The organism is Streptomyces sp. AC627_RSS907 (genome assembly GCF_019049165.1).
The window spans coordinates 77,710-102,080 of the sequence record NZ_JAGMUE010000051.1 but is presented as its reverse complement, the minus strand read 5'-3'; the positions used below and the strand labels follow the sequence as shown (position 1 = coordinate 102,080).

At 72.3% G+C, this 24,371-nt stretch carries 21 protein-coding genes, 1 tRNA gene and 1 pseudogene; 14 read left to right on the top strand and 9 right to left on the bottom strand.

The genetic code is table 11. The features are described from left to right. Positions 1 to 15: 15 nt before the first annotated feature. The 5 genes and pseudogenes from KUM32_RS14245 to KUM32_RS14230 form a co-directional block, all read right to left on the bottom strand. Positions 16 to 1,098 (bottom strand): DUF4232 domain-containing protein, encoded by a 1,083-nt coding sequence (locus KUM32_RS14245; protein ID WP_217142228.1) that lies wholly within the window; start codon positions 1,096 to 1,098, stop codon positions 16 to 18. 56 nt (positions 1,099 to 1,154) lie between these two features. Continuing rightward, positions 1,155 to 1,382, bottom strand: coding sequence for a hypothetical protein (locus KUM32_RS14240; RefSeq protein WP_217142278.1), 228 nt, complete (start codon positions 1,380 to 1,382; stop codon positions 1,155 to 1,157). 640 nt (positions 1,383 to 2,022) lie between these two features. Further along, positions 2,023 to 2,295, bottom strand: a pseudogene (locus KUM32_RS43450) (site-specific integrase); the annotation flags it as partial. A 95-nt stretch (positions 2,296 to 2,390) separates the two neighbouring features. Continuing rightward, positions 2,391 to 2,475, bottom strand: a tRNA-Ser gene (locus KUM32_RS14235). Between the two features lie 389 nt (positions 2,476 to 2,864). Next, positions 2,865 to 4,385: a S1C family serine protease gene (locus KUM32_RS14230; protein WP_217142227.1), complete on the bottom strand. Its 1,521-nt coding sequence runs from the start codon at positions 4,383 to 4,385 to the stop codon at positions 2,865 to 2,867. A gap of 261 nt (positions 4,386 to 4,646) precedes the next feature. On the opposite strand from KUM32_RS14230, the gene KUM32_RS14225 reads away from it, so the two are divergent. From KUM32_RS14225 to KUM32_RS14215, 3 genes are all read left to right on the top strand, one after another. Continuing rightward, positions 4,647 to 5,474, top strand: a complete 828-nt coding sequence (locus KUM32_RS14225; protein WP_217142226.1) for a glycerophosphodiester phosphodiesterase — start codon at positions 4,647 to 4,649, stop codon at positions 5,472 to 5,474. 211 nt (positions 5,475 to 5,685) lie between these two features. After that, positions 5,686 to 6,237, top strand: a complete 552-nt coding sequence (locus tag KUM32_RS14220; RefSeq protein WP_308408652.1) for an ATP-binding protein — start codon at positions 5,686 to 5,688, stop codon at positions 6,235 to 6,237. Between the two features lie 173 nt (positions 6,238 to 6,410). Further along, positions 6,411 to 7,400, top strand: a complete 990-nt coding sequence (locus KUM32_RS14215; protein ID WP_217142224.1) for a DUF5926 family protein — start codon at positions 6,411 to 6,413, stop codon at positions 7,398 to 7,400. A 245-nt stretch (positions 7,401 to 7,645) separates the two neighbouring features. Here the strand turns inward: KUM32_RS14215 and KUM32_RS14210 are convergent, their stop codons facing one another. Continuing rightward, a complete protein-coding gene (locus tag KUM32_RS14210; protein ID WP_254405524.1) occupies positions 7,646 to 8,392 on the bottom strand; it encodes a hypothetical protein in 747 nt (248 codons plus the stop codon). A gap of 56 nt (positions 8,393 to 8,448) precedes the next feature. Next, entirely contained in the window at positions 8,449 to 9,114 is a 666-nt protein-coding gene (locus KUM32_RS14205) for a bifunctional DNA primase/polymerase (RefSeq protein WP_217142223.1), read from the bottom strand. Positions 9,115 to 9,744: 630 nt separating this feature from the next. On the opposite strand from KUM32_RS14205, the gene KUM32_RS14200 reads away from it, so the two are divergent. Together KUM32_RS14200 and KUM32_RS14195 are read left to right on the top strand one after the other, a co-directional pair. Further along, on the top strand, positions 9,745 to 11,160 hold the full coding sequence (locus KUM32_RS14200; RefSeq protein ID WP_217142222.1) for a PP2C family protein-serine/threonine phosphatase: 1,416 nt from the start codon (positions 9,745 to 9,747) through the stop codon (positions 11,158 to 11,160). A gap of 133 nt (positions 11,161 to 11,293) precedes the next feature. Further along, entirely contained in the window at positions 11,294 to 12,775 is a 1,482-nt protein-coding gene (locus KUM32_RS14195) for an aminopeptidase P family protein (protein WP_374227512.1), read from the top strand. A 125-nt stretch (positions 12,776 to 12,900) separates the two neighbouring features. Here the strand turns inward: KUM32_RS14195 and KUM32_RS14190 are convergent, their stop codons facing one another. After that, positions 12,901 to 13,365 carry an ATP-binding protein gene (locus KUM32_RS14190; RefSeq protein ID WP_217142220.1) on the bottom strand — a complete coding sequence of 155 codons (465 nt, stop codon included), beginning with the start codon at positions 13,363 to 13,365 and terminating at the stop codon, positions 12,901 to 12,903. A gap of 233 nt (positions 13,366 to 13,598) precedes the next feature. On the opposite strand from KUM32_RS14190, the gene KUM32_RS14185 reads away from it, so the two are divergent. From KUM32_RS14185 to KUM32_RS14145, 9 genes are all read left to right on the top strand, one after another. Beyond that, positions 13,599 to 14,453 carry a hypothetical protein gene (locus KUM32_RS14185; RefSeq protein ID WP_217142219.1) on the top strand — a complete coding sequence of 285 codons (855 nt, stop codon included), beginning with the start codon at positions 13,599 to 13,601 and terminating at the stop codon, positions 14,451 to 14,453. A 142-nt stretch (positions 14,454 to 14,595) separates the two neighbouring features. Continuing rightward, on the top strand, positions 14,596 to 15,342 hold the full coding sequence (locus KUM32_RS14180) for a YcnI family protein (RefSeq protein ID WP_217142218.1): 747 nt from the start codon (positions 14,596 to 14,598) through the stop codon (positions 15,340 to 15,342). Between the two features lie 125 nt (positions 15,343 to 15,467). Next, positions 15,468 to 16,118, top strand: coding sequence for an SCO family protein (locus KUM32_RS14175; protein WP_217142217.1), 651 nt, complete (start codon positions 15,468 to 15,470; stop codon positions 16,116 to 16,118). Further along, entirely contained in the window at positions 16,115 to 16,582 is a 468-nt protein-coding gene (locus KUM32_RS14170) for a copper chaperone PCu(A)C (RefSeq protein ID WP_217142216.1), read from the top strand. The genes KUM32_RS14175 and KUM32_RS14170 overlap by 4 nt, the downstream gene beginning before the upstream one ends. A gap of 13 nt (positions 16,583 to 16,595) precedes the next feature. Beyond that, positions 16,596 to 18,593 carry a copper resistance CopC/CopD family protein gene (locus tag KUM32_RS14165; protein ID WP_217142215.1) on the top strand — a complete coding sequence of 666 codons (1,998 nt, stop codon included), beginning with the start codon at positions 16,596 to 16,598 and terminating at the stop codon, positions 18,591 to 18,593. An 8-nt stretch (positions 18,594 to 18,601) separates the two neighbouring features. Continuing rightward, entirely contained in the window at positions 18,602 to 19,921 is a 1,320-nt protein-coding gene (gene efeB / locus KUM32_RS14160) for an iron uptake transporter deferrochelatase/peroxidase subunit (RefSeq protein ID WP_217142214.1), read from the top strand. A 102-nt stretch (positions 19,922 to 20,023) separates the two neighbouring features. After that, positions 20,024 to 20,956: a prephenate dehydratase gene (gene pheA / locus KUM32_RS14155; RefSeq protein ID WP_217142213.1), complete on the top strand. Its 933-nt coding sequence runs from the start codon at positions 20,024 to 20,026 to the stop codon at positions 20,954 to 20,956. Positions 20,957 to 21,553: 597 nt separating this feature from the next. Further along, positions 21,554 to 22,831 (top strand): serine--tRNA ligase, encoded by a 1,278-nt coding sequence (serS, locus tag KUM32_RS14150; protein ID WP_217142212.1) that lies wholly within the window; start codon positions 21,554 to 21,556, stop codon positions 22,829 to 22,831. Further along, the gene (locus KUM32_RS14145) at positions 22,828 to 23,670 is read left to right on the top strand and encodes an HAD family hydrolase (RefSeq protein WP_217142211.1); all 843 of its coding nucleotides are present in this window, start codon (positions 22,828 to 22,830) and stop codon (positions 23,668 to 23,670) included. The genes serS and KUM32_RS14145 overlap by 4 nt, the downstream gene beginning before the upstream one ends. A 167-nt stretch (positions 23,671 to 23,837) precedes the next feature. Here the strand turns inward: KUM32_RS14145 and KUM32_RS14140 are convergent, their stop codons facing one another. Beyond that, positions 23,838 to 24,209 (bottom strand): hypothetical protein, encoded by a 372-nt coding sequence (locus KUM32_RS14140; RefSeq protein WP_217142277.1) that lies wholly within the window; start codon positions 24,207 to 24,209, stop codon positions 23,838 to 23,840. Positions 24,210 to 24,371: the final 162 nt, after the last annotated feature.

Sequence of the window (24,371 nt, the reverse complement as noted above, 5' to 3'; positions counted from 1 at the left end):
CCAGGGCGGACGAGCCTAGGACCGCGGCCGGCCGTCGTCCGTCACGGACCCGGCACCGGCGTCGCTCTTCCGCCACGCCCGGACGCCCAGCCTGCCCGTGGTGCCGAGGTCGAGGTCCGGCGCGACCATCACGGGGTCGGAGCCCGACTCGGCGCGGACCCGGACGTAGGGCACGGTCACCGCCGCACCGGCCTGCGTGGTGTTGCGCCACGCCAGCCCCGACACGGCGGACTCACCCGGCCGCAGGGTCACCCGGCGGGGCAGCCCGTCGCCGTCGCCCGCCATGGGGATGTCATCGGTGCCGCGCAGGACGTCGATCCCGTCGACCGGCTCCAGCTCTCCGTCGAGCAACTCCAGTACCGGGTAACCCTCCAGGGAGTACGGACGGCCGCCGCAGTTCTCCAGGTGCAGGCCCACGACGCGCAGCCCCATGGCCGCGTCCCCCTTGTCCGCGGTGAGCCGCAGCCCGGACGGCGGGCAGGAACCAGCGGCGGCGGGCGCCTCGTCGGAGGGCACCCGCTTCACGTCGAGGATCCGCACGTGCTCCGCGTCGAGCCGGTGGCCGCCCAGGTACCCGGAATCCGCGAGCGTGCGCCGCACGGTCCGTCCCGCCCCCACGGACGCCACCGTCTCCTCGGTGTTCGACATCGCCCTCCCCTGGTCGTCCAGGAGGGAGAAGACGATGGTGTAGGTGAAGGGCTCGGCCTCCTGATTGGTCACGGAGTACGCGACCGCGCACGACGTCCAGCCGCCTGTACCGGTGGGCCCGGTCGCCGCCCCCGACACCTCCGGAAGACTGTCCGCCGTGACGGACACATCGGGTCGCTCACCCGCCCGCGCACCGGGTGAGGCGGTCGCCTTGGAACCGGAACCGTCGGCCCGTTCGACCATGCCGACGATCCGCACCCCGTCCCGCTCCTGCCCGGCACCACCACCGCCGTCGGCACCACCGGCGGCCCCCACCCCGCAGGGGCTCTCCCGCTCCCCCTCTCCCCCCGCACCGGACACGGTGGTCTCGCTACCACAGGCACCGAGCAGGAGGGAGGCGACGAGAGCACCGGAGACCGCAAGTGCCGGGCGGAGCGGGGGGATACGCATCGCCCCACCTCACCAGTCCGCTCCCACCCCGACCGTGGCGGAAGCCACACTTCCGGTCACAGCCCTGTCACAGCCCCGGCTCCTCGCTCCACAGCGACGAACACGACCGCCGCCACATGGCACCGGAACACCACCCAGCCCACCGGCACCAGCAGGCTCACCACGGGCCCGACCACCTGCCACGCCTCGTACGGCCCGCTCGTCGAACCGTCGGGCCGCACGTCCCACTGCTGGTCCCACCCGAGCCAGCCGGCCCACAGCGGGACGGCCCACCGACCGACCACGGCACGACGACAGCCCCCGACCAAGAAACAAAAAACCTGGTCAGGGACCGTCAACCACCGCGATGGGTGTGGGATCTGAACCCACGGCGACTTGCGCCACGACGACTTTCAAGACCTTTTGGTGAACACGACCGCTGACCGCTGGACCACAGGTCATACAGGTACTGGCTCCCCCATGAGCCCATCGTCGTCGTCATCGTGCCCGCTCCGTGCCCCACGGGCGTGGCTGGAGCCCGCTGGCGTGCTCTGCGCCTCCTCCGCACGTCAGAACACCGCGTGACCGCTCAGGAGAACAAGGCACCCACCATTACCGCGCCGTAGTGCACGCATTGGTGCCATCGCTTGCAGTAGCGCTTCGCCCGCCACATCGAACGCCGCGTGAATTGCTTCTCGCACCACACACACTTACGAGTCTTCCCGTCCCCCATGGCCACGACCTTACCGAGCGATCTCAACGCCCCGAACAGGAACCGGCCGATCATGCTTCCAGGAGGGCCAGGAATGGGCGCATCGCCCTCCTGAGCAGTGGAAGCCGCTGTGCCCAGTGGGCTCGGGAACTCTCTGCCTTTTGCGGCCTGCCCGATTCTTCCCCGGCCCGGCCCACCAGTACCGCCGTTTGGTCATCAGCGGGCCGCCATACCTACCGCAGGCCAGTCGGGGCGAGCACTCCAGCGGAGCCATCGTCATCAGCGCCTCCGCTGCGTGCCCCAGGCGCGTGCCCGCCGAGCCAGGAGTCAGCCGCCTCGGCCACCTGGCCGTCCCGACCGGCGACAGGACGGGCATAGTGCCGGGTGGTGACGCTCGCGTTCGAGTGGCCGAGCCGATGCGCGGCGGTCATCACGCCGTACCTGTCGGCGACCCACGTGCCGTGCGAGGCACGCAGATCGTGCGGGGTGACCCCTTCCGTGCCCGATCGGCCGGGAAGTCGCGGGGAACGGCGGGGTTCGGCGGGTAGCGCGTACGACAACGGCCCCTGACCGTCGTACCTGGTCAGGGGCCGTAACACTGCGGTGGGTGTGGGATTTGAACCCACGGTGGCTCGCGCCACGACGGTTTTCAAGACCGTTCCCTTAGGCCGCTCGGGCAACCCACCCACGCACCGCCCATGCGTAGCGGAGCGGCTACAGCCTACCGGCCTCCGGCGGTGCGCGGCATGCGTGGTCCGTGGGCCGTGGGCCCAACCGGCTTGCGGCGCCTCGCGGGAGAACGCGTACCCGGCGGGTTCGGCGTGCGGGACGTGTCCGGTGCGCCGGTGCAGGGCGTTGCCGGAGGCATGGGCCGGGCCGGCGAACCGTACGTCGTCCGTGGCGCCCCGCATGCCGCGTGGTGGCGCGTGGCGCAGGTGTGCGCCCGTGGTGCCTCCTGACCGGCGAGCGCCCGGTTCACCGGCCGGAAGTGGTGCCCCTCGGTGGTGCGGGGCACCACGTCGCGTGGGACCTGCGTGCGCGAAACCTGTGCGCGCCGGGCCTGTCCCGCGTGGGCTCAGTCGTCGCCGGTCTTGGACCCCAGGATGAGCTGAGCCGTGCGCTCCGTGCCGCCGCGCTCGTAGGTGACGGTGACCTTGTCGCCGGGCTTGTGGGTCCAGATCTCGCCGATCAGGGTGGGACCGCTGTCGATCACCCGGTCGTCGAGCTTGGTGATGACGTCGCCGGGCTTGAGGCCCGCGTCGGCCGCGGGACCGCCCGGCTCGACGGGGTCGGAGCCGCTGACGCCCTGCTCGGTGATCTTGGCGCCGCTCGTCGTCTCCTCCAGGGAGACGGAGGCGCCGATCTTGGCGTACACGGGCTTGCCGGTCCGGATCAGCTCCTTGGCGACGTACTCGGCCTGGTTGATCGGGATGGCGAAGCCCAGGCCGATCGAGCCCGCCTGGCCGGCCTCGCCGCCGAAGCCGCCGTTGCTCGTGGACTGGATCGCGGAGTTGATCCCGATGACGTTGCCCCGGGCGTCCAGCAGCGGGCCGCCGGAGTTGCCCGGGTTGATCGAGGCGTCGGTCTGCAGGGCGCTCATGTAGGACGCCTTGCTGGTCGCGCTGCCGTCGCTGGAGGCCACGGGACGGTTCTTGGCGCTGATGATGCCCGTGGTCACCGTGTTGGACAGGCCGAAGGGGGCCCCGATGGCGATCGTGGAGTCGCCGACCGCGACCTTGTCGGAGTCGCCGAGGGGCAGCGGGTTCAGGTCCGAGGGGGCGTTCTTGAGCTTGATGACCGCGACGTCGTAGCCCTGGGCGTGGCCCACCACCTCGGCGTCGTACTTCTTGCCGTCGGGGAAGGTCGCGCTGAGCTGTCCGCCGTCGACCGCCTCCGCCACCACGTGGTTGTTGGTGACGATGTGGCCCTGCTTGTCGAAGACGAAGCCGGTGCCGGTGCCGCCCTCGCCGTTGCTGCCCTCGGCCTGGATGGTGACCGTGCTGGGCAGCGCCTTGGCGGCCACACCGGCGACCGTGCCCGCGTCCCGCTTGAGGGAGCCGCCGGTGTCCGAGGCGGAGACCGTCGTGGAGCCGGTCTCGTCGTTGTTCTTGGCCAGCGTGTAGCCGAGGCCGCCGCCCAGGCCGCCCGCGACCAGCGCGGCGATCAGCAGCGCGGCGACCACACCGCCACGGCCGCGGCCCGACTTGGGGGCGGGCGGCTGGTACGAGGAGCCCCAGCCGCCGGTACCGTCACCGCCGCCGTACGGGGAAGCCGCCGACGGCGGAGGCGGCGGCCAGGAGGCGTCGGGGGCGGCCGTTCCGTACGGGTGGGCCGGCTGAGGCGTGTGGGCGGGTGGCCGGAAACCGTCGTGCTCCTCCGGGCCGGCGGGCGCGGCGGACGCCGGCCGGCCGACGGGCTCCGGAGACGGCGGCCGGTCGGTGGGCGCGGGCGCCGGCGGCTGGCCGGCGGGCGCGGTGGACACCGGCTGGTCCGGGTGCGGCGCGGCCGACTGGGCGGAGGCAGCGGGAGTTTCCACCGGCACGGGAGGTGCGGACGGGGCCGGGGGTACCGCGGTGCCCTCGTTCTCGGTGCTCACGACTTCTCTCCTCGTTCCACAGCTGTTTCTCGGTCACACTGGTCGCGCTCAGCCACGCTCACGCGCGCTGCTCCGCGGGCCGGAGCGATGCAGGTGCATGTGTTCTCGTATGCCATCAGCTTTTCCCACGGGCCGTCAGAGCACCATAAGCGGTTGCTGTGGGTCCACGGCCGGTCTTTACATGGGTCATCCAAGGCTAAACGGACGGGGCCTCGATGACTCCGGCGGCACGTCCGCCTTCCGCGGTGGCACCATGACGCGGTGACCCACGCACGACAGCACCGGATCCAGGTCGTCGCCCACCGTGGCGCCTCGGAAGAGGCTCCCGAGCACACCCTGGCCGCGTACCGGAAAGCGATCGAGGACGGGGCGGACGCCCTCGAGTGCGACGTCCGCCTGACCGCCGACGGCCACCTCGTCTGCGTGCACGACTGGCGCGTCAACCGTACGTCCAACGGCCGCGGCGCGGTCTCGGCGCTGGAGCTCGCCGATCTGGCCGCGCTGGACTTCGGCGCCCGCAGGACCCGGGAGTTCTGGCGCACGCGCGACGAGCAGCCCGACTGGGAGCACCGGCCCGAGGACCGGGAGGAGACCTCCGTCCTGACCCTGGAGCGGCTGCTCCAGCTGGTGGCCGACGCGGGGCGGCGGGTGGAGCTGGCCATCGAGACCAAGCACCCCACGCGCTGGGCGGGGCAGGTGGAGGAGCGGCTGCTGCTGCTCCTGAAGCGGTTCGGGCTGGACGCCCCGGCCTCGGCCGCGGAGTCCCCGGTGCGCGTGATGAGCTTCTCGGCCCGCTCTCTGCACCGGGTGCGCGCCGCGTCACCGACCCTGCCGACGGTCTACCTGATGCAGTTCGTCTCGCCCCGGCTGCGTGACGGGCGCCTGCCCGCGGGTGTCGGGATCGCGGGGCCCTCGATCCGGATCGTGCGGAACCACCCCGCCTACATCGACCGCCTGAAGCGGGCCGGGCACCAGGTGCACGTGTGGACGGTGAACGAGACCGCCGACGTCGACCTCTGCGCCGGTCTGGGCGTCGACGCCATCATCACCAACCGGCCGCGCGCGGTACGGGAGCACCTTGGACGCTGATCCGTCCGCGAACCCGCCGCGGTAGTCCGTCCGCCCGTCTTCCGGTCGCGGACCACCGGCGAGATCCGGCCGGATGATTACGGGGAGTGCTCCGGCGCGTTCGGTGCGTGTCCGTCCGTGTCGAATGCGTCACTGGGCGGCGACCGGCCGGTTTCCGGCTCAGGTCAGGGGGGCATCCACACCGTGGCGTGGGGCGAAGGAGGTCTCGGGGGTGGCGTTGGTGGTGGCACAGGAGGTGCCCACGTCGTCGAGCATGGCCGTTCCCCATGGCCCTGCGGGCGTGGGGAAAGCAAGGCACCGGATGCGGGAGCAGTTGCGCAGGGGCGGTGTGGCGGAATCGGTCATCGACGACGCCGTACTGGTCCTTTCCGAACTGCTGAGCAACGCGTGCAAGCACGGCCGTCCGCTGGGCGACGCCCTGGCCGGTGACGGTGACGTCCGTGCCGCGTGGGGGGTGGACGCGGGCGGCCGGCTCGTCGTGGAGGTGACGGACGGTGGTGGTCCGACCCGCCCGTCCCCGGCGACCCCTTCGGTCACCGCGCGCGGCGGTCGCGGGCTGAACATCATCACCGCGCTCTCCGACGACTGGGGGGTACGCGACGACGCGCGCGGAGAGGTCACGGTCTGGGTCGTCGTCCACGACGACGTGCACGACGCGGACGCGGGGCACCGGCGCGACGACTTCGCCACCCGGGTCGCGGCGCCCGCGGTCTCGGAGATCCCCGGCCTGGACTTCGCGGACGCGTTCGACGACCTCGGCTGACCGGCGGCCCTCGTACGGGGGGGGCCGCGCGACGAGGTTGTCCACAGGCGGACGGTTGTCCACGGGCCGCCCGTGTCCACAGGCGGCCCGCCGTCCACAGCAACCCGTCGGGCGGCGTGCGAGCGGCTAGGCTCGCGCCGTACGAATTGAGCCGCAACCGGGAGACACCCACGATGGCCAAGAAGCGACCCCAGACGAAGGCCAAGCGGCCGCAGCTCACCGATGGTGCCCGCGCCGCAGGCGCTGACGGGCCCGTTCCGGTCGTCGGCGCCCGCGAACCCTGCCCGTGCGGCAGCGGCCGCCGGTACAAGGCCTGCCACGGCCGGGCCGCCGTGCAGGCGACGACCGCGCTGGTGCAGCGCCCGTTCGAGGGGCTGCCCGGCGAGTGCGACTGGGTGGCCCTGCGCGAGCTGGTGCCCGCGGCCACGGTCGAGCTGACCCTGAAGGACGGCCTGCCCGAAGGCGTCCCCTCGGTCACGCTGGCCACGGTGCTGCCGATGGCCTGGCCGGCGCTGCGCCGGGACGACGGCTCGGTCCTCCTCGGCCTGCAGAACGACACGGCGTCGGGTGACATCAGCCGCGACCTCGCCGACACCCTCCAGCGGGCCCTGGCCGCCGCCCCGGGCACCCCGGTGCAGGGCCGGCGCGCGCCGGCCGACGGGCTGCGGCTGCAGGACCTGCTGGCCCCCGACGGGGCGTTCGAGCCGGTGGTGCACACGGGCTTCGAGTTCTGGGTCCCGGACCCGGAGAACGCCACGCCGGAGGTGGCCGCCTCCCTGGAGCGGGCCAACGCCGCGGCCATCCCGACGGTCCGCCTGCAGGGCCTGGACGCCGCCTACTGGTGCGAGACGCCGGAGAAGAACCACCTGCGCTGGGTCATGCCGCACGAGGAGGAGCGGCTTCTGGACGCTCTTGCCCGACTGCACGCGGCAGGCCGGTCGAACCTCGGCGAGGGCACCCGCCTCGTCGGCTCCTTCCGCGCCCACGGGCTCACCGTCCCGGTGTGGGACCTGCCGGGCGAGGTCACCGCGCAGGACGTCGAGAAGCCCGCGGCCGAGTTCGCCGAGCGCCTCGCCGAGGCCCTGGCCTCGGACGCCGCGCTCACACCGGACGAGCGCCGGGCACGCGGTGGTCTGACCAACCGACAGGTCACTCTCAGCTGACGCACAGCCGCAGGGTCCCGGTCCGGCTGACCGACCGGTCAGCCGGACCATCGGTCTGGGAGGCGGTGACTCCGGTCACAACTCCCGGCGGAGACAAGCCAGTCGGTGACCGGAAAACAGGAGATCGAATTTGCTAACCGCCGATCTCTTGTTACCGTTCGAGTAGCCCGGTTGCTGGTGCATCCCCCGTCGCCAGCAACCGGGCCTTTCCATGCGCCCGGTCGCACACGCAGCGCAGTCGCCCGTCAACTCCCTGTTTCCACAGGTGAATTGCGTCCGGTGCCGCCGCCGCCCCGGACATCGGCCCCGCCGCCTTCGACACTCCCGTCACCGCCGCCGCTCCCGTCGGCCCCCTCACTCCGGCTTCGCAGCAGCAGCGGCCCGTGCCCGGCCCGGCTCGCGAACTCCGCGACCGCGGTGTAGGCCGCCGGTTCGCCCCGATGGCGTTCCCGGGGTGTCTCACAGGCGTCCGGCGCGTCCCCGGCACCCACCGCGCAGCGCGTCCGCACTCCGCTCCCGTCGGGCCCCACGAGACTCAGCACGGATTCCAGCGGGCGGCCGGTCGTGTTGCGGTAGGAGGTCCGCGCCCAGCTCTCCGCGCCCTGGGTCAGGACACAGGTCTGCGCCTCGATGCCCTCCGGCGAGGTGAGAGCGGAGCCGCAGCGCACGGCGGTGGCCACGCCGACCGACAGCCGGGAGGGGGGCGGCGCGGCCGCGGCCGGGGTGCGGCCGGCTCCTTCAAAAGCCCCTGCGGCACCGTCCTGCGCGAGGCGCGCGGCCGGGGCGCCCTGTCCCCCGGCCACCGGGGGCCGGGGAGAGGCCAGGGCGAACGGCAGCACGACCGCGCACACCAGGACGCCGGCGAGCCCGTACAGACGGACCCGTCGGCGGTCCCGCCCACCGCGGTGCGGCTCCGGTCCGCGCGACTCCGGGCGGGGCGGCCCTGGGCGGGGCGGCGTCGCGGCACGGTGCTCCCCGGCATGAAGCGGCATGGGGCGGACGATAACGGCCCCGGGCAGGCGCGGACTTCCGCGCGCGCCGGACACTCCTACAACTCGGGGGCGCTCACACCCGTACGAGTGAGGGCGTCGACCACCGCGTCCACCACGGCCTCCACGTCGGGCACCCAGGGCGAGGCGGAGCCGGGCAGCGGCGCCCGCTCCCAGTGGACGGCACCCCGGCCGGTCTCGGACGGGGGCAGCGCGAGATAGCCGCCCTCGCCGTGGAAGCGCAGGGAGCCGGGGACGAAGTCCTTGGCGTAGAGCAGCTCGCCCAGCTGTTCCATGGAGTACGGCTTGACCAGCAGCGACCAGCGGGTGGGCGAGGCGACGACGGGGCCGAGCCGCAGACCGGCGTGGTCGAGCGCGGTGAGGGCGCGGGCGGCCGACAGGGCGGGCAGGGAGACGGCGCAGGGGGCGCTGCCCCCGGTGGCCAGGACGATCGGCGCGGTGGGCCGGTTGGTCCACCACCAACGCACCATGCGGGCGTCAGTGGTCGCCGCGAGGAGACCGGGGTCGAAGGGGTGGGCGCCGGGCACCGTGCACTCCGGGTCGGGACAGCCGCAGCGCGACCTCGCCCGCGGGTCCGCCGCCACGCCCGGGAGTACGGGCCACTGCCATCGCGTCGCGTAGGTCAGGGCCGCGCCGATCAGCTCAGGCCGCCCGTCGTCGTGCTGGGACAAGAGCCTGCGTCGCCTTCCGAGGATCTCGCGCATGAGCGCTCGTTCCTTTCCGTTGCACGCCTGGCAACACCGTGGTCACATCACACCATGTGTCGATCTCTTCGCTGTGCGTAGCTGGTGGCGCATCACACCCCTGCCAGGGACCCCCGCCGAGGGCAGGGCACACCCCTGTGGGTCGAGCACTGACTGCGTCCGCGGCGGTTCCGTCCACACTGCGCCCACCGGAAATGGGCGTGGCGCGGGGTGGCGAAGTCTGGCGTTCTGCCGTCTCGCGTGTTTCTCTCCGCCTCCGCCACGGGAGGATGGGGCACGGTCGTCGGTGGATAGGACGCCCGGGTCCGTCGCCAGGTTCCGGACGGCCCCCAACCGCCCCTGGCCTTCACCGAGTACGTACCCATCACGACCGCTGTGACGCTCCGTAAAGCACCCTCAGTCGACCGCAACAAGACGTCCTCCAGGGCAGTTTCAAGCCAATTTCTCTTTTACGCAAGGGGTCGGGAAGGGGGTCACTCAAGCCTCACGGACACCAGGAATCCCCGCAGGACAATGCTGGACATCTCCTTACGAGTGCGTGTACATGTGGAGACACTGCTAGCGGCGCAGAATGACATGGGGGTTTGCGATGCTTTTGAGCAGTAAGCGCCGGTCGGAAAGCCGGACGCCATGAACGCCCCGCACCCTGCGAAAGTGGCCGGAATCGATTCAACGGTTCCGTCTCCCGCACACACTGTCGCGTCCGCCGCCCCGGGTGCCTCCCCGGCCACGCCACCGACCGCCACGGACGCCCCGCCCGCACCCGGTGCCCCCGGCACCCTGCTCCAGGACCGGCTCGCCGGCTGGGTGTCGGACCTCACGACCCTGCACGAGCTGACCGAACGCCTCGTCCGTACGGAATCGCTGGCCGAAGGACTCCAGGAACTGCTGCGCGCCGGAGCCGCCCTCGTGGGCGCCCGGCGCGGTCTTGTCGTACTGGAACCGGCCGACGGACTCGGCCCGGACACCACCATCGGCCTCGGGCTGGCCCGCGCCGACCTCGGCCACATCGAGACGGTGCCCCGCAGCTCCCTGTCGTACGGGCGGATCCTGGACGGACTCCCGGTCGGTGACGGCGGGATCGCCGAGCCCGACCTGCTCGCCGAGAAGGGCCTCGACCCCCGCCACCGCGAGGTCGCCGCCCGCCTCGGCTACGCCGCCAGCTACACGCTCCCGCTGTCCGCCGAGGGCACCGGCCGGCTGGGAGCCGCCGCATGGCTCTACGACGAGCCCGCCGAACCGGGTGAGCGGCAGCGCCACCTCGCCGGGCTGTACCTCCGGTACGCCGCCGCACACCTGGCCCGGCTGGTGGAAGTCGACCGCACGCGCGCGTGCATGGCGACGATGGCCGAGGAACTGCTGCCCTCCCGCCTGCCACGGGTCCCCGGCGTCCAGCTTGCCCACCGGCACCTGACCGGTCCGCGCGGCGGCGGCGACTGGTTCGACGCGCTGCCGCTGCCGGACGCCGCCCTCGGACTCGCCGTCGGGTCCGTCACCGGGTCCGGACCCGGCGCGGTCGCCGCGATGGGACGGCTGCGCGCCTCCCTGCGGGCGTACGCCGTGATGGAGGGTGAGGACCCGGTCGCCGTCCTCTCCGACCTGGAGCTGCTGCTGCGCCTCACCGAACCCGCCCGCTCGGCCACCGCCCTGTTCGGCTACTGCGAGCCCGCGCTGCGCCGGATCACGCTGGCCGGGGCCGGGCACAGTCCGCCGCTGCTGACCGGGGAGCGCCGCACGGAGTTCGTCGAGACCTCCGTCTCCGCGCCGCTCGGCATGCTCGCCTGCTGGGAGGCGCCCAGCGTGGAACTCCAGGCAGAACCCGGCGAGACGGTTCTGCTGTACACCAACGGGCTGGTGCGGCGCACCGGCGCCCCGGCCGACCGCGCCTTCGCCCGGCTGCACGCGGCGGCGGCCGGCGTGCCCCGGGCGGTCCGCCACGACCCGGACGCCGTCGCGGAGCACGTCCTGCGCACCGTGCTGCCGGACGGAGCGGCGGAGGGGGACCCCGGGGAGGACGTGGCCCTGCTGGCGGTCCGGTTCGAATAGCGGACAGCGAACGAGAGAGATGTCACGCATAGCGGACGGCGGTGCTCCCGTGTAACAGGCCCTTCGCCCCTGGGCCCCCTTCCGTACGACCGTACGATGGGGGTGGTCCAGTGCCGTATCTAGGAGGATGACCGTGGCGGAGGAGCTCAACCCGGCAGTATCCGACCCCGCTGCTGACGCAGCGGGCCCGGAGGAGACCGAGCCGGTCAAGCAGCGCAAGAACGGCCTGTACCCGGGCGTGTCCGACGAGCTGGCCGAGAACATGAAGTCGGGCTGGGCCGACACGGAGCTGCGCGACCTGGAGCCGATCCCCCAGGCCGCCGAGACCGCCGCCCGCCGCGCCGCCCTGTCCGCCCGCTTCCCGGGCGAGCGCCTCGTCGTCCCCGCGGGCAACCTGAAGACCCGCTCCAACGACACGGAGTACGCCTTCCGCTCGTCCGTCGAGTACGCGTACCTCACCGGCAACCAGACCGAGGACGGCGTCCTGGTCCTGGAACCCACCGCGGACGGCCACCAGGCCACCATCTACCTCCTGCCGCGCTCCGACCGCGAGAACGGCGAGTTCTGGCTCGACGGCCAGGGCGAGCTGTGGGTCGGCCGCCGCCACTCCCTCACCGAGGCCGAGAAGCTGTACGGCATCCCCGCCTCCGACGTGCGCAAGCTGCCCGACGCGCTGCGCGAGGCCACCGGCCCGGTGCGCGTCGTACGCGGTTACGACGCCGGCATCGAGGCGGCACTGACCGACAAGGTCACCGCCGAGCGCGACGAGGAACTGCGCGTCTTCCTGTCCGAGGCCCGCCTGGTCAAGGACGACTTCGAGATCGGCGAGCTGCAGAAGGCCGTCGACTCCACCGTGCGCGGCTTCGAGGACGTCGTGAAGGTCCTCGACAAGGCCGAGGCGACCAGCGAGCGCTACATCGAGGGCACGTTCTTCCTCCGCGCACGCGTGGAGGGCAACGACGTCGGCTACGGCTCCATCTGCGCCGCCGGCCCGCACGCCTGCACCCTGCACTGGGTGCGCAACGACGGCCCGGTCCGCTCCGGCGACCTGCTGCTGCTCGACGCGGGCGTCGAGACGCACACCTACTACACGGCGGACGTCACGCGCACGCTGCCGGTCAACGGCCGCTACAGCGAGCTCCAGAAGAAGATCTACGACGCCGTCTACGAGGCCCAGGAAGCCGGCATCGCGGCGGTCAGGCCGGGCGCCAAGTACCGCGACTTCCACGACGCCGCCCAGCGCGTGCTGGCCGAGAAGCTCGTCGAGTGGGGCCTGGTCGAGGGCCCCGTGGAGCGGGTGCTGGAGCTCGGCCTGCAGCGCCGCTGGACGCTGCACGGCACCGGGCACATGCTCGGCATGGACGTCCACGACTGCGCCGCCGCGCGCACCGAGACCTATGTCGACGGCACGCTGGAGCCCGGCATGGTGCTCACCGTCGAGCCCGGTCTGTACTTCCAGGCCGACGACCTGACCGTGCCCGAGGAGTACCGGGGCATCGGCGTCCGCATCGAGGACGACATCCTGGTCACCGAGGACGGCAACCGGAACCTGTCCGCCGGACTGCCGCGCCGGTCGGACGAGGTCGAGGAGTGGATGGCCGCGCTGAAGGGCTGACCCCCGTCCCGACGGCCGGGTACCGCACGACGGGGTACCCGGCCGTCGGCGCGTCCGGGAAGCCGGGGCGGCGGCCGTCGGGACCGGTGGCGCCACCGGGGGACCGGCTGAGGAACAGGCTGCCGTCAGACCACCACCAGCGGAGCGTCCGCACGCCACTTGAGGACCTTGTCGAAGCTCACCACGGCCCCGGCACGCCCCGGCCTGGTGCCGATGTGCACGTGGTCGGCGAGTTCCCGGATGAGACACAGGCCGCGCCCGTGCTCGGCGTCGGCGGGCACCGGGCCCGCCGCTCCGACCGCCCGGCCGGGAGCGGCCACCGGGAAGCCCTGCCCCGTGTCGGCGACCTCGATGCGGCAGCGCTCGCCGTCGAGATAGGCCGTGACGCGGTACGCCTCGGAGGGGTGTCCGGGTACGTCGTCCCCACCGTGTTCGACGGCGTTGGCACAGGCCTCGCTCAGTGCGACGGAGAGGTCGAAGGAGATCTCCGGGTCGACCCCCGCGGTCTCCATGGTGCCGATCAGCAGGCGGCGGGCCAGGGGCACGCTCGCAGCCTCGCGCCGCAAATGGAGTGACCACCAGATGCTCATGCTCCAGCCTCCCGGCCGCGGCTCGACATACCGTTACGTATTGCCCCGGGTGTCCGTCCGTAAGCGCGGTGTCCGCGGGAGACTGCCCATACGGCGGATGCGTCCATCCCGCCGAACGGTGTATGCGGGACAGATCGCGCCAAACGGCGACCTTCCGGTCCTCCTGCGGTCGTACGGCATCTTGTGGACCTGCCGTACGCGGTGGGCGACGCCAGTGCGATGATGAGCCCGCCATGACTGCCCCCCACCCGCCAACGGCGCGCTCCGGAAACGATCTCCGGATCCTGCGGGCCGCGGTGTTCGCCGCGGTCTGTGTCGTGCTGGCCGCGGCGGGGCACACGCTCGCCTCCTGCGCCACCGTTCCGCTGTGGTCGCTGGGTGCGGGATTCCTCGGGGCGGTCGTGGTCGCCGCACCCCTCACCGGCCGCGAGCGTTCGCTGCCCGGCATCGCGGTGCTGCTCACCGTCGGCCAGACCGCACTGCACTCCCTGTTCGGGCTCGGGCAGCACGGTGCCGCGGCGGTCACGGCGACCGGTACGGCCATCACGTCCACCGGCGGGCCGGCAACAGCGACCGACGCCTCACTGGTCCAGCAGGCCGCACGGCTGGTGTGCGGGACCACCGCGGCGGCGATCAGCCCGGCCCAGGCCCAGCGCATCCTCACCGACGCCCGGATCGCCCCGGACGCCGGCACCCACGCCGGCGCGACCCACCACCCCGCCGACGCCCTCGCCGCCGCCGGTTCCCCGGCCTCGCTGCTGCCGTCCCTGCCGATGCTGCTCGGCCACGTCCTCGCGGCCCTCGCCACCGGCTGGCTGCTGCGGCGCGGGGACCTGGCCCTGGCCCGGCTCGTCGAACTGTCGGCGCACTCGGCCCACTCGGTGGCCGAGGGAGCCTTCGTCCGCGCCCTGCGCGCCGCGCTCTCCCTGGTCCGCGCCCTGCACGCGGGGCTCGCCTGCGCGCCCGGAACGGGCCCGCGCCTGCCGCGCACCGACGTTCCGGTGCCGTCACGACCCCGCACCACCGCACTCCAGCACACGGTGATCAGACGCGGCCCGCCGAACGACGCGTTCGGCCTCGCCGCCTGACACGACGGACCACCACCCCGCTTCCGCCCATCGGCCGGAGTCCGGAGAGGCGCCGTCGTGCGGCACGCGCGCGTGCGCGCGCCCCTCTCCCATTCATCACCGGCTCACACCGGTAACCCACTCGAAGCGGAGTGCTCTGTCCATGAAGGCTTCTCGTATCGCCGCCGCCGGCGCCGTCTCCGGCATCGCCGTCCTCGCCCTGTCCGCCCCCGCCTTCGCACACGTCAGCGTGCAGCCGGAGGGCACGGCCACCAAGGGCGGCTACGCGGTCGTCGACTTCAAGGTCCCCAACGAACGCGACAACGCCTCCACCACCAAGCTGGAGGTCAACTTCCCCGCCGACCACCCGCTGGCGTCCGTGATGCCCCAGCCGGTCCCCGGCTGGAAGGCAGAGGTCACCAAGACCACGCTGGACAAGCCGCTGGAGTCGCACGGCAAGCAGCTCACCGAGGTCGTCTCCAAGGTGACCTGGACCGCCGACGGCAAGGGGATCGAGCCCGGCTACTTCCAGAAGTTCCCGGTCTCCGTCGGCGCTCTGCCCGAGAACGCCGACGAACTGGTCTTCAAGGCGATCCAGACGTACGACAACAAGGAGGTCGTGCGCTGGATCGAGGTGCCGCAGAAGGGCCAGGAGGAGCCCGACAACCCGGCACCCGTGCTGAAGCTGGCAGCCGCCGAGGGCGACGCCCACGGCGCGTCCGGCGCGAAGGCCGAGGACGAGGCCGGACCGGCCGCCCGGAACAGCGCCGCCGGCCCCTCCTCCGGCTCCGACGACGACAGCGACACCACCGCCCGTGTCCTCGGCATCGCCGGCATCGTCATCGGCGCCGCGGGCGTCGCGTACGGCGTGCTGGCCGGCCGCCGCCGCGACTCCGGGGCGTCGGCGTAACCACATCCGCGCGGGTGCGTCGCCATCGCTACGGCGACGCACCCGCCCGGTCGGTGCGCACGGGCCCCCATCACCCGACGGACCCCCGTGCGCACCGCAGCACCTCACATCTGGGACATTTTTCTATGCGCAAGAAGACGTTCGCCGCGGCCGCACTGCTCGCCGCCGCCTCCCTGACCCTGTCCGCCTGCGGCAGCGGCACCGACAGCGACAAGCCGATCACGGTCGTCTCCGAGGACACCAGCCGACAGGCCGCCACCGTCCTCGACAAGCCCTTCGAGAAGCCGGACCTGGTCTTCACCGACACCCAGGGCAAGAAGTACGACCTCCGCGCGCAGACCGCCGGCAAGCCCACCCTGATCTACTTCGGCTACACCCACTGCCCCGACGTCTGCCCGCTCACCATGAACAACATCGCCGTGGCCAAGAAGCAACTGCCCCAGGCCGACCAGGACAAGCTGCGCGTCGTGTTCGTCACCACCGACCCGGAACGGGACACCCCGGCCGCGCTCGGCAAGTGGCTCAAGGGCATCGACCCGCAGATCGTCGGCCTGACCGGCGACTTCGACACCGTCCAGGCCGGCGCCCGCACCCTCGGCATCTCCATCGAACCGCCCACCAAGGACAAGAACGGCAAGATCGTCTCGACCCACGGCACCCAGGTCGTCGCCTTCTCCCCGAAGACCGACGCGGGCTACGTCCTCTACGACGAGGACACCACCGTCGACGACTACACCAAGGACCTCCCCAAGCTGGTCAAGGGAGAGAACCCGTGAGGGGCCGCCCCGCACTCGCCACCATGGCGGTGATCGGCGCCCTGGCCCTCGCGGGCTGCGGCGACTCCGACCCGGGCTCCGCTACCGCCGAACTCTCCGTCGACGCCGCCTACATACCGCAGCCCGTCTCCGACTCCATGGCAGCCGGGTTCCTCACCATCACCAACAACGGCGACGCCGAGGACGAACTGACCTCCGTCACGAGCGAAGCCGGCGACGTCACCGTGCACGAGACCGTCGACGGAACGATGAAGGAGATCGACCGCCTCCCCATCCCCGCCCACGGTCGACTCGTGTTCAAGAGCGGCGGCAACCACCTGATGTTCGAGAAGCTGAAGCAGCGGCCCACGCAGGGACAGACGCTCCCCGTCGAACTGCACTTCGCGCACTCCGGCCCCGTCACGGTCGACATGCCCGTGAAGGCGGCCACCTACCGGCCCACCACCGAACACACCGGACACTGAGGGAGGGACCACCTTGACGCAGACCACCGCCCCACGCGTCCGGACCCTGGTGCTGCTGCTCCTGGCAGCGGCCTGCGCACTGCTCGCCGGCGCCGGACCGGCCTCCGCGCACGCCGCGCTGACCGGCAGCGACCCCCAGCAGGGGACGGTGGTCGCCAAGGCTCCCGCCCAGGTGTCGCTCACCTTCTCCGAGTCCGTCTCCCTGGACGACGACTCACTGCGCGTATTCGACCCCGAGGGCAAACGCGTCGACAAAGGCAAGCCGTCCGGCACGGGCGACACGACCTACGCCGTCGCACTGCACGCGGGACTGCCCGACGGCACCTACACGGTGACCTACCAGGTCGTGTCCGCCGACAGCCACCCCGTCACCGGCGCCTACACCTTCTCCATCGGCGCCCCGTCCGACACCTCCGTCTCCGTCTACGGCCAGGAAGCCGGAGGCGGCACCGTCGGCTGGCTGTACGGCGCCGGACGGTACGTGTCCTACGCCGGATTCATCGTGCTGGTGGGCGGCGCCGCCTTCGTCCTCGCCTGCTGGCCGGGCGGCTCCGGGGTACGGGCGCTGCAACGGTTCGTCGTCTCCGGGTGGCTCACCCTCACCGCCGCCACCCTCCTGCTGCTCCTGCTGCGCGGCTCCTACACCGGGTCCGGGAAGCTCGGCGACGTCTTCGACCTGAACCTGCTCGGCGAAGTGCTGCAGACCAAGCCCGGCGCATCCATGGTCTCCCGGCTGCTGCTGCTCGCGGCGGCCGCGCTGTTCATCGCCGTGCTCTTCGGCGCCTACGACAAACGGGAGGACGAGGAGAAGCGGGACCTCACCTTCGGACTCGCCGTCGGCGGGACCGTCGTCGCAGCGGGCCTCGCCGCGACCTGGGCCATGTCCGAGCACGCCTCCGTCGGCCTCCAGGCGGGCCTCGCCATGCCGGTCGACGTCGTCCACCTGCTCGCCGTCGCGACCTGGCTCGGCGGGCTCACCGCCCTGGTCGTCACCCTGTACCGCGCACCCGCGGACACGCCGGTCCCCACCACCGCCGTACGCCGCTTCTCGCGCGTCGCCTTCGGCAGCGTGGTCACGCTGGTCGTCACCGGCACGTACCAGTCCTGGCGCCAGCTCGGCTCCTGGACGGCGTTCACCGACACCCGCTACGGACAGCTGCTGCTCCTCAAGATCGGGCTCGTGGCGGTGCTGGTCGGCATCGCCTACTTCTCCCGGCGGTGGACGGCACAGCTGGCGGAGACGGTGCCCCCCGTGGCCCGTCAGCGCGAGAAGGAGCGGGTCGGCGCGTCCACCGGCCGTCAGCCCGAGAAGGGGAAGGGCACCAAGGACGCCACCGGATCCCAGGACGCCAAGGACTCCGTCATGACGGCCGGGGCGGCGAAGTCCCCCGCCAGGACGCCCGGCGCGGCGAAGGGCGGCGCCGACGACTCCCGGCGTGCCGCCCAGCTCGCCCGGCAGCGCGCGGCCGTGGACGCAGCCCGGCAGAAGCGGCAGCGGGACGCCGATCCCCACCGCTTCGGACTGCGCCGCTCGGTGCTCGCGGAGGCGGGCGTCGCCGTCGTCCTCCTCGTCATCACGACCCTCCTCACCCAGACCGAGCCGGGGCGCACCGAGGAGGAGGCCAAGGCCGCCACCCCGTCCTCCGCCGCCTCGGCCGCACCCACCACCGGGGCGGTGACGCTGGACATCCCGTTCGACACCGGCAGCCAGAACGGCAAGGGCCGCGTACGGGTCGAGCTCGACCCCGCACGGGTGGGCGCCAACGACCTGCACCTCTACATCGAGCGCCCGGACGGCAACGCACTCGACATCCCCGAGGTGAAGGTCGCCTTCACCCTCAAGGCCAAGGACATCGGGCCACTGCCCGTCGTCCCCGACCACATCACCACCGGACACTGGTCCGCCGGCGGAGTGCAGATCCCGATGGCAGGCGACTGGGAGGTCGCCGTGACCGTACGGACCTCCGACATCGACCAGGTGACCGTCTCCAAGAACGCGCAGATCGGCTGAACCGCACCATGGCTGAACCGTCCATCCCCGGGTCCCGCGCACCCGAGGCACCCCACGCGACACCCGACGGGTCCGGACCGCTCGCCCCCGAGAGCACCACCGCACACGGAGGCATCTCGCGGCGACGGCTGCTCGGCACCGCCGGCGCCACGGGCCTCGTACTCGGTGCCGCGGGCGGCGCCGTGGGCTACGCCGCCGCCCCTTCCTCCGAGGCCACGCCCCTCACCTCACTGGGCAGCGGGCAGGCAATGTTTCACGGGAAACATCAGCCCGGCATCACCACACCGGTGCAGGCCCGCGGCCACCTCATCGCCTTCGACCTCGCGGCGGGCTCCGGCCGCAAGGAGGCCGCCGCGCTGCTGCGCCGCTGGTCCGACACCGCCCAGCGGCTGATGGCGGGCGAGCCGGCCGGGCCCCGTGACACAGGCGTGGCCCAGGACGCGGGGCCGTCCTCCCTGACCGTCACCTTCGGATTCGGGCACAGCTTCTTCGGCCGGACCGGCCTGGACGAGCAGCGCCCGGTGGCACTGGACCCGCTGCCCGACTTCTCCTCCGACCACCTCGACAAGAACCGCAGCAATGGCGACCTGTGGGTGCAGATCGGCGCCGACGACGCCCTGGTGGCCTTCCACGCCCTGCGCGCGATCCAGCAGGACGCCGGATCGGCCGCCCGCATCCGCTGGCAGATGAACGGCTTCAACCGCTCGCCGGGCGCCACCCCTCACCCCATGACGGCCCGCAACCTCATGGGCCAGATCGACGGCACCCGCAACCCGACGCCCGCCGACGCCGACTTCGACGAGCGGATCTTCGTGCCCACGTCGGGGACGAAGGACCCCGCGTGGATGGCCAACGGCTCGTACGTCGTCGTCCGCCGCATCCGCATGCTCCTTGACGACTGGGAGCGGCTCTCGACCAAGGCACAGGAAGACGTCATCGGGCGCCGCAAGTCCGACGGGGCCCCGTTGTCCGGGGGCACCGAGACGACCGAGATGGACCTGGAGAAGACGGACGAGGACGGGAACCTGGTCGTCCCCATCAACGCCCACGCCCGCATCACCCGGCCCGACCAGAACGGCGGCGCGACCATGCTCCGCCGGCCCTTCTCGTACCACGACGGCTTCGACGCGGACGGTGTTCCGGACGCGGGGCTGCTCTTCATCTGCTGGCAGGCCGATCCGCTGCGCGGCTTCGTGCCGGTGCAGCGCAAGCTGGACCGGGGCGACGCGCTGTCGCAGTTCACCCGACACGAGTCGAGCGGTCTGTTCGCGGTGCCGGGCGGGGCGGCGGACGGGGAGTACGTGGGACAGCGACTGCTGGAGGGCTGACCCTCGCCCCGCGGAAGCAGGGGCCCGGGCGGGCAGGCGCCGCGTCCAGCACGGCCCGGGAGAAGGCCCGTCAGGGCCGAGAGGGCCCACTAGGGTGAGGTCATGCCAGCCAGTTACGCGTATCTCGGCCCTGAGGGCACCTTCACCGAAGTCGCCCTGCGCACACTCCCGGAGTCGGCGACCCGGGAGCTGGTCCCGTACGTGTCCGTCCAGTCGGCGCTCGACGCGGTGCGCACCGGCGAGGCCGAGGCCGCGTTCGTGCCGATCGAGAACTCGGTCGAGGGGGGCATCACCACCACCCTCGACGAGCTGGTCGCAGGCCAGCCGCTGATGATCTACCGCGAGGTGCTGCTCTCCATCACCTTCGCCCTGCTGGCCCGCCCCGGCACCAGACTGTCGGACATCAAGACGGTCACCGCCCACCCGGCGGCACAGCCCCAGGTGCGCAACTGGCTCAAGGCGCACCTCCCCGAGGCCGCCTGGGAGTCGGCCGCCTCCAACGCGGACGGCGCCCGCCTGGTACAGGAGGGCCGGTACGACGCCGCCTTCGCCGGCGAGTTCGCCGCCGCCCGGTACGGGCTGGAGGTCCTGGAGGCCGACATCCACGACGCGGAGAACGCCCAGACGCGCTTCGTGCTGGTGGGCCGCCCCGCCCGGCCCGCGGCCCCGACCGGCGCGGACAAGACGTCCGTCGTGCTCTGGCAGCGCGACGACCACCCCGGCGGCCTGCGCGACCTGCTGGGCGAGTTCGCGACCCGGGGCATCAACCTGATGCTGCTGCAGTCCCGGCCCACCGGGGCCGGCATCGGCAACTACTGCTTCTGCATCGACGCGGAGGGACACATCTCCGACCGCCGGGTCGCCGATGCCCTGATGGGCCTGAAACGATCATGCCTCCAGGTGCGGTACCTCGGGTCGTATCCGCGCGCCGAGGTCGAACCGTCGGACGTGGGCGCGCTGCGACCGGGCACCTCGGACGAGGAGTTCACGGCGGCGGCGGACTGGGTGGCGCGCTGCCAGGACGGCCGGTTCTGACAGTCGGGGGGTCACCGGCTCTGTCGGCGGTCACCCGTCGGCCTGACGGCCGGAACCGGCCAGTCGTATGTGCCGATTTTCGCTGTCCACAGAGTTATCCACAGGTCCTCTTCTCGACGTGGGGACAAGTCGACAGCGAATCCCCATTCAGTCGACAAATCCGCCCACAGCTGCCTACTTCGTCCACACACCTCCAGGCCACCCTTCGTCCATCTGCCTCTCACCCTCCACCCTTCGGAGTGACCCGAGTGGCGCGTTTCCACTCGAAAGGGAGGGCGAGAAGGGTTTGGGCGGCGAACCAGGAGCGCACGCTTCGGCAGCCCGGCAGAGTCCACAGATTTTTCGCACAGCCTGTGGATAACTTTTCCGGGCTGTGGATCGCGGGGGAAGGAAGCACGCTCAAGTCCCCTGCTCCACAGCGAAATCCAGTCAACTCGCCACCGGAGGACCGGCCCGTTCCAGGGACCCCGTCGGACGGTGCTTGACCACCGAAAACACCACGGCCACACCACTCAAGGCACGCATAACGGAATCCGCGCCCCGCGTTCGGCATGAGCGGGTCGAGAGCCGAGACCGTACACCGGTAGCCTTGGCCGCGTGATTGACCTTCGCCTGCTCCGTGAGGACCCCGACCGTGTGCGCGCGTCGCAGCGCGCCCGTGGAGAGGACGTCGCCCTCGTCGACTCCCTCCTGTCTGCCGACGAGCGGCGCAGGGCGTCCGGCGTCCGCTTCGACGAGCTGCGCGCCGAGCAGAAGGGCCTCGGCAAGCTCATCGGCAAGGCCACCGGGGACGAGAAGGCCGAGCTGCTCAGGCGGGCCGAGCAGCTCAAGACCGACGTCAAGGCGGCCGACGCCGAGCGCGACGCGGCCGACGCCGAGACCCAGGAGCTGCTCCAGCGCCTCGGCAACCTCGTCCACCCCGACGTGCCCGTCGGCGGCGAGGAGGACTTCGTCACGCTGGAGACGCACGGCACGCACCGGGACTTCGCCGCCGAGGGCTTCGAGCCCCGCGACCACCTGGAGCTGGGCCAGCTGCTCGGCGCCATCGACGTCGAGCGGGGTGCCAAGGTCTCCGGCTCGCGCTTCTACTTCCTGACCGGCGTCGGCGCGCTCCTGGAGCTCGCCCTGGTCAACGCGGCGATCGCCCAGGCCACGGCGGCCGGCTTCACCCCGATGCTGACCCCGGCGCTGGTCCGCCCGCAGTCGATGGCCGGTACCGGCTTCCTCGGCCAGGCCGCCCAGGACGTGTACCACCTCGACAAGGACGACCTGTACCTCGTCGGGACGTCCGAGGTGCCGCTCGCCGCGTACCACATGGACGAGATCCTCGACGCCGACCGCCTGCCGCTGCGCTACGCCGGCTTCTCGCCCTGCTTCCGCCGTGAGGCGGGCTCGCACGGCAAGGACACCCGGGGCATCTTCCGCGTGCACCAGTTCGACAAGGTCGAGATGTTCTCCTACGTCCTCCCCGAGGACTCGCAGGCCGAGCACCAGCGTCTGCTGGAGTGGGAGAAGCAGTGGCTGACGTCGCTGGAGCTGCCGTTCCGGGTCATCGACGTCGCCTCGGCCGACCTGGGCTCCTCGGCCGCGCGCAAGTACGACTGCGAGGCGTGGATCCCGACCCAGGGCAAGTACCGCGAGCTGACCTCGACCTCGGACTGCACCGAGTTCCAGTCCCGTCGGCTGTCGATCCGCGTCCGTGAGGACAAGAAGGTGCGCCCGCTGGCCACGCTCAACGGCACGCTGTGCGCGGTGCCGCGCACGATCGTGGCGATCCTGGAGAACCACCAGCAGGCCGACGGTTCGGTGCGCGTGCCCGAGGTGCTGCGCCCGTACCTGGGCGGCCGGGAGGTCCTGGAGCCGGTGGCCAAGTGAGTGCCACCGGTTCCACCGCGGAGCCCGACGCCGGCCACGCCGCGGGCTTCCCGTACCGCCTGGTCGCGACGGACCTCGACGGCACTCTGCTGCGCAGCGACGACACGATATCGACGCGCACCCGTGAGGCGCTCGCCGCGGCCACCGCGGCGGGCGCGGCTCACATCGTGGTCACCGGCCGCGCGGTCCCGTGGACCCGGCACATCCTCGACGACCTCGGTTACGACGGGCTGGCCGTCTGCGGTCAGGGCGCGCAGGTCTATCACGCCGGGGAGCACCGGCTGCTGACCTCGGTCACGCTGGACCGCCAGCTGGCGGGCGTGGCACTGGCCAAGATCGAGGCGGAGACCGGTCCGTTGTACCTGGCGGCGAGCCGCGACGGCCTGGACGGTGACGTCCTGGTCGGCCCGGGTTACGAGGTGGGGGGCAACCTTCCGGCGGTGCCGTTCACCGACGCGTCGGACCTGTGGTCGGCGCCGCTGAACAAGATCTACATCCAGCACCCGACCCTGTCGGACGACGAGCTGGCCGAGACCGCCCGGCGCACCGCGGGCGGCTTCGTGACGGTCACCCTGGCGGGCGCGGGCATAGTCGAGCTGCTTCCCCTCGGCCTGTCCAAGGCCACCGGCCTGTCGCTGGCAGCGCGTCGGCTCGGTCTGAAGGCCGCGGACACGATCGCCTTCGGCGACATGCCCAACGACATCCCGATGTTCGGCTGGGCGTCCCGGGGCGTGGCCATGGCCAACGCCCACCAGGAACTGAAGGCGGTGGCCGACGAGGTGACGTCTTCGAACGACGAGGACGGCATCGCGGTGGTGCTGGAGCGTCTGTCGGCCTGACCGCACGGTCCGGACGGCGCCGGCGTCCCCGTCGGTCGGCCCACGCGAGGTGTCCCGCGTGCTCGAAGCGGCCGTCCGATTCGCCGGCGCCGTCCGGCCTCGTGCATCCACCACAGTGCCGGTACGCGCAGTCGGGCGCCACCGATTAAAAGCGGACGTACGCCGCCTTACCGCCTGCGCCACCTGCGGCGTCGGCGCTTGCTGAAGAACCATCCGGCGGGCGGTTCGTCGGAGCGCCACGGCTGTGGCTCCGGTTTCTCGCGACGCCAGCGGGCGGCCAGCATCCGGGCACGTGCCGACGGCTCCGAGGTCCCGGCGGCGCGGACGAACGCCTCGTCCAGGACGAGGCCGTCCCAGGTGGCGTCCCCGGCCGCGGGGGCGGTGACGTCATCGACGCCGCTCGCGGTGTCGTGCCGGGTGTTGTCGTGCCTGGCCTTGTCGTGCCTGGCCTTGTCGTGCCTGGTCTTGTCGTGCCGGGTGTGCCGGGCGTCGTCCTCCGGCTGTCCGTCGCTGTCCTGCCGGGGTGTCTGGTCCGCCATACGGTTCCTCCCGGTTCCGCGTTCACGTGTTCCCCTGGCACTCGTCCCCCGTGGACTCCTGGCACTCGCCCCCCGTAGACTCCTGGCGCTCTCCCCCCGTGGACTCCTGGCGCTCGTCCCCCTGGGCCCCGGCCCAGTGTGCCCGGGCCGGGGTGAAGTCGC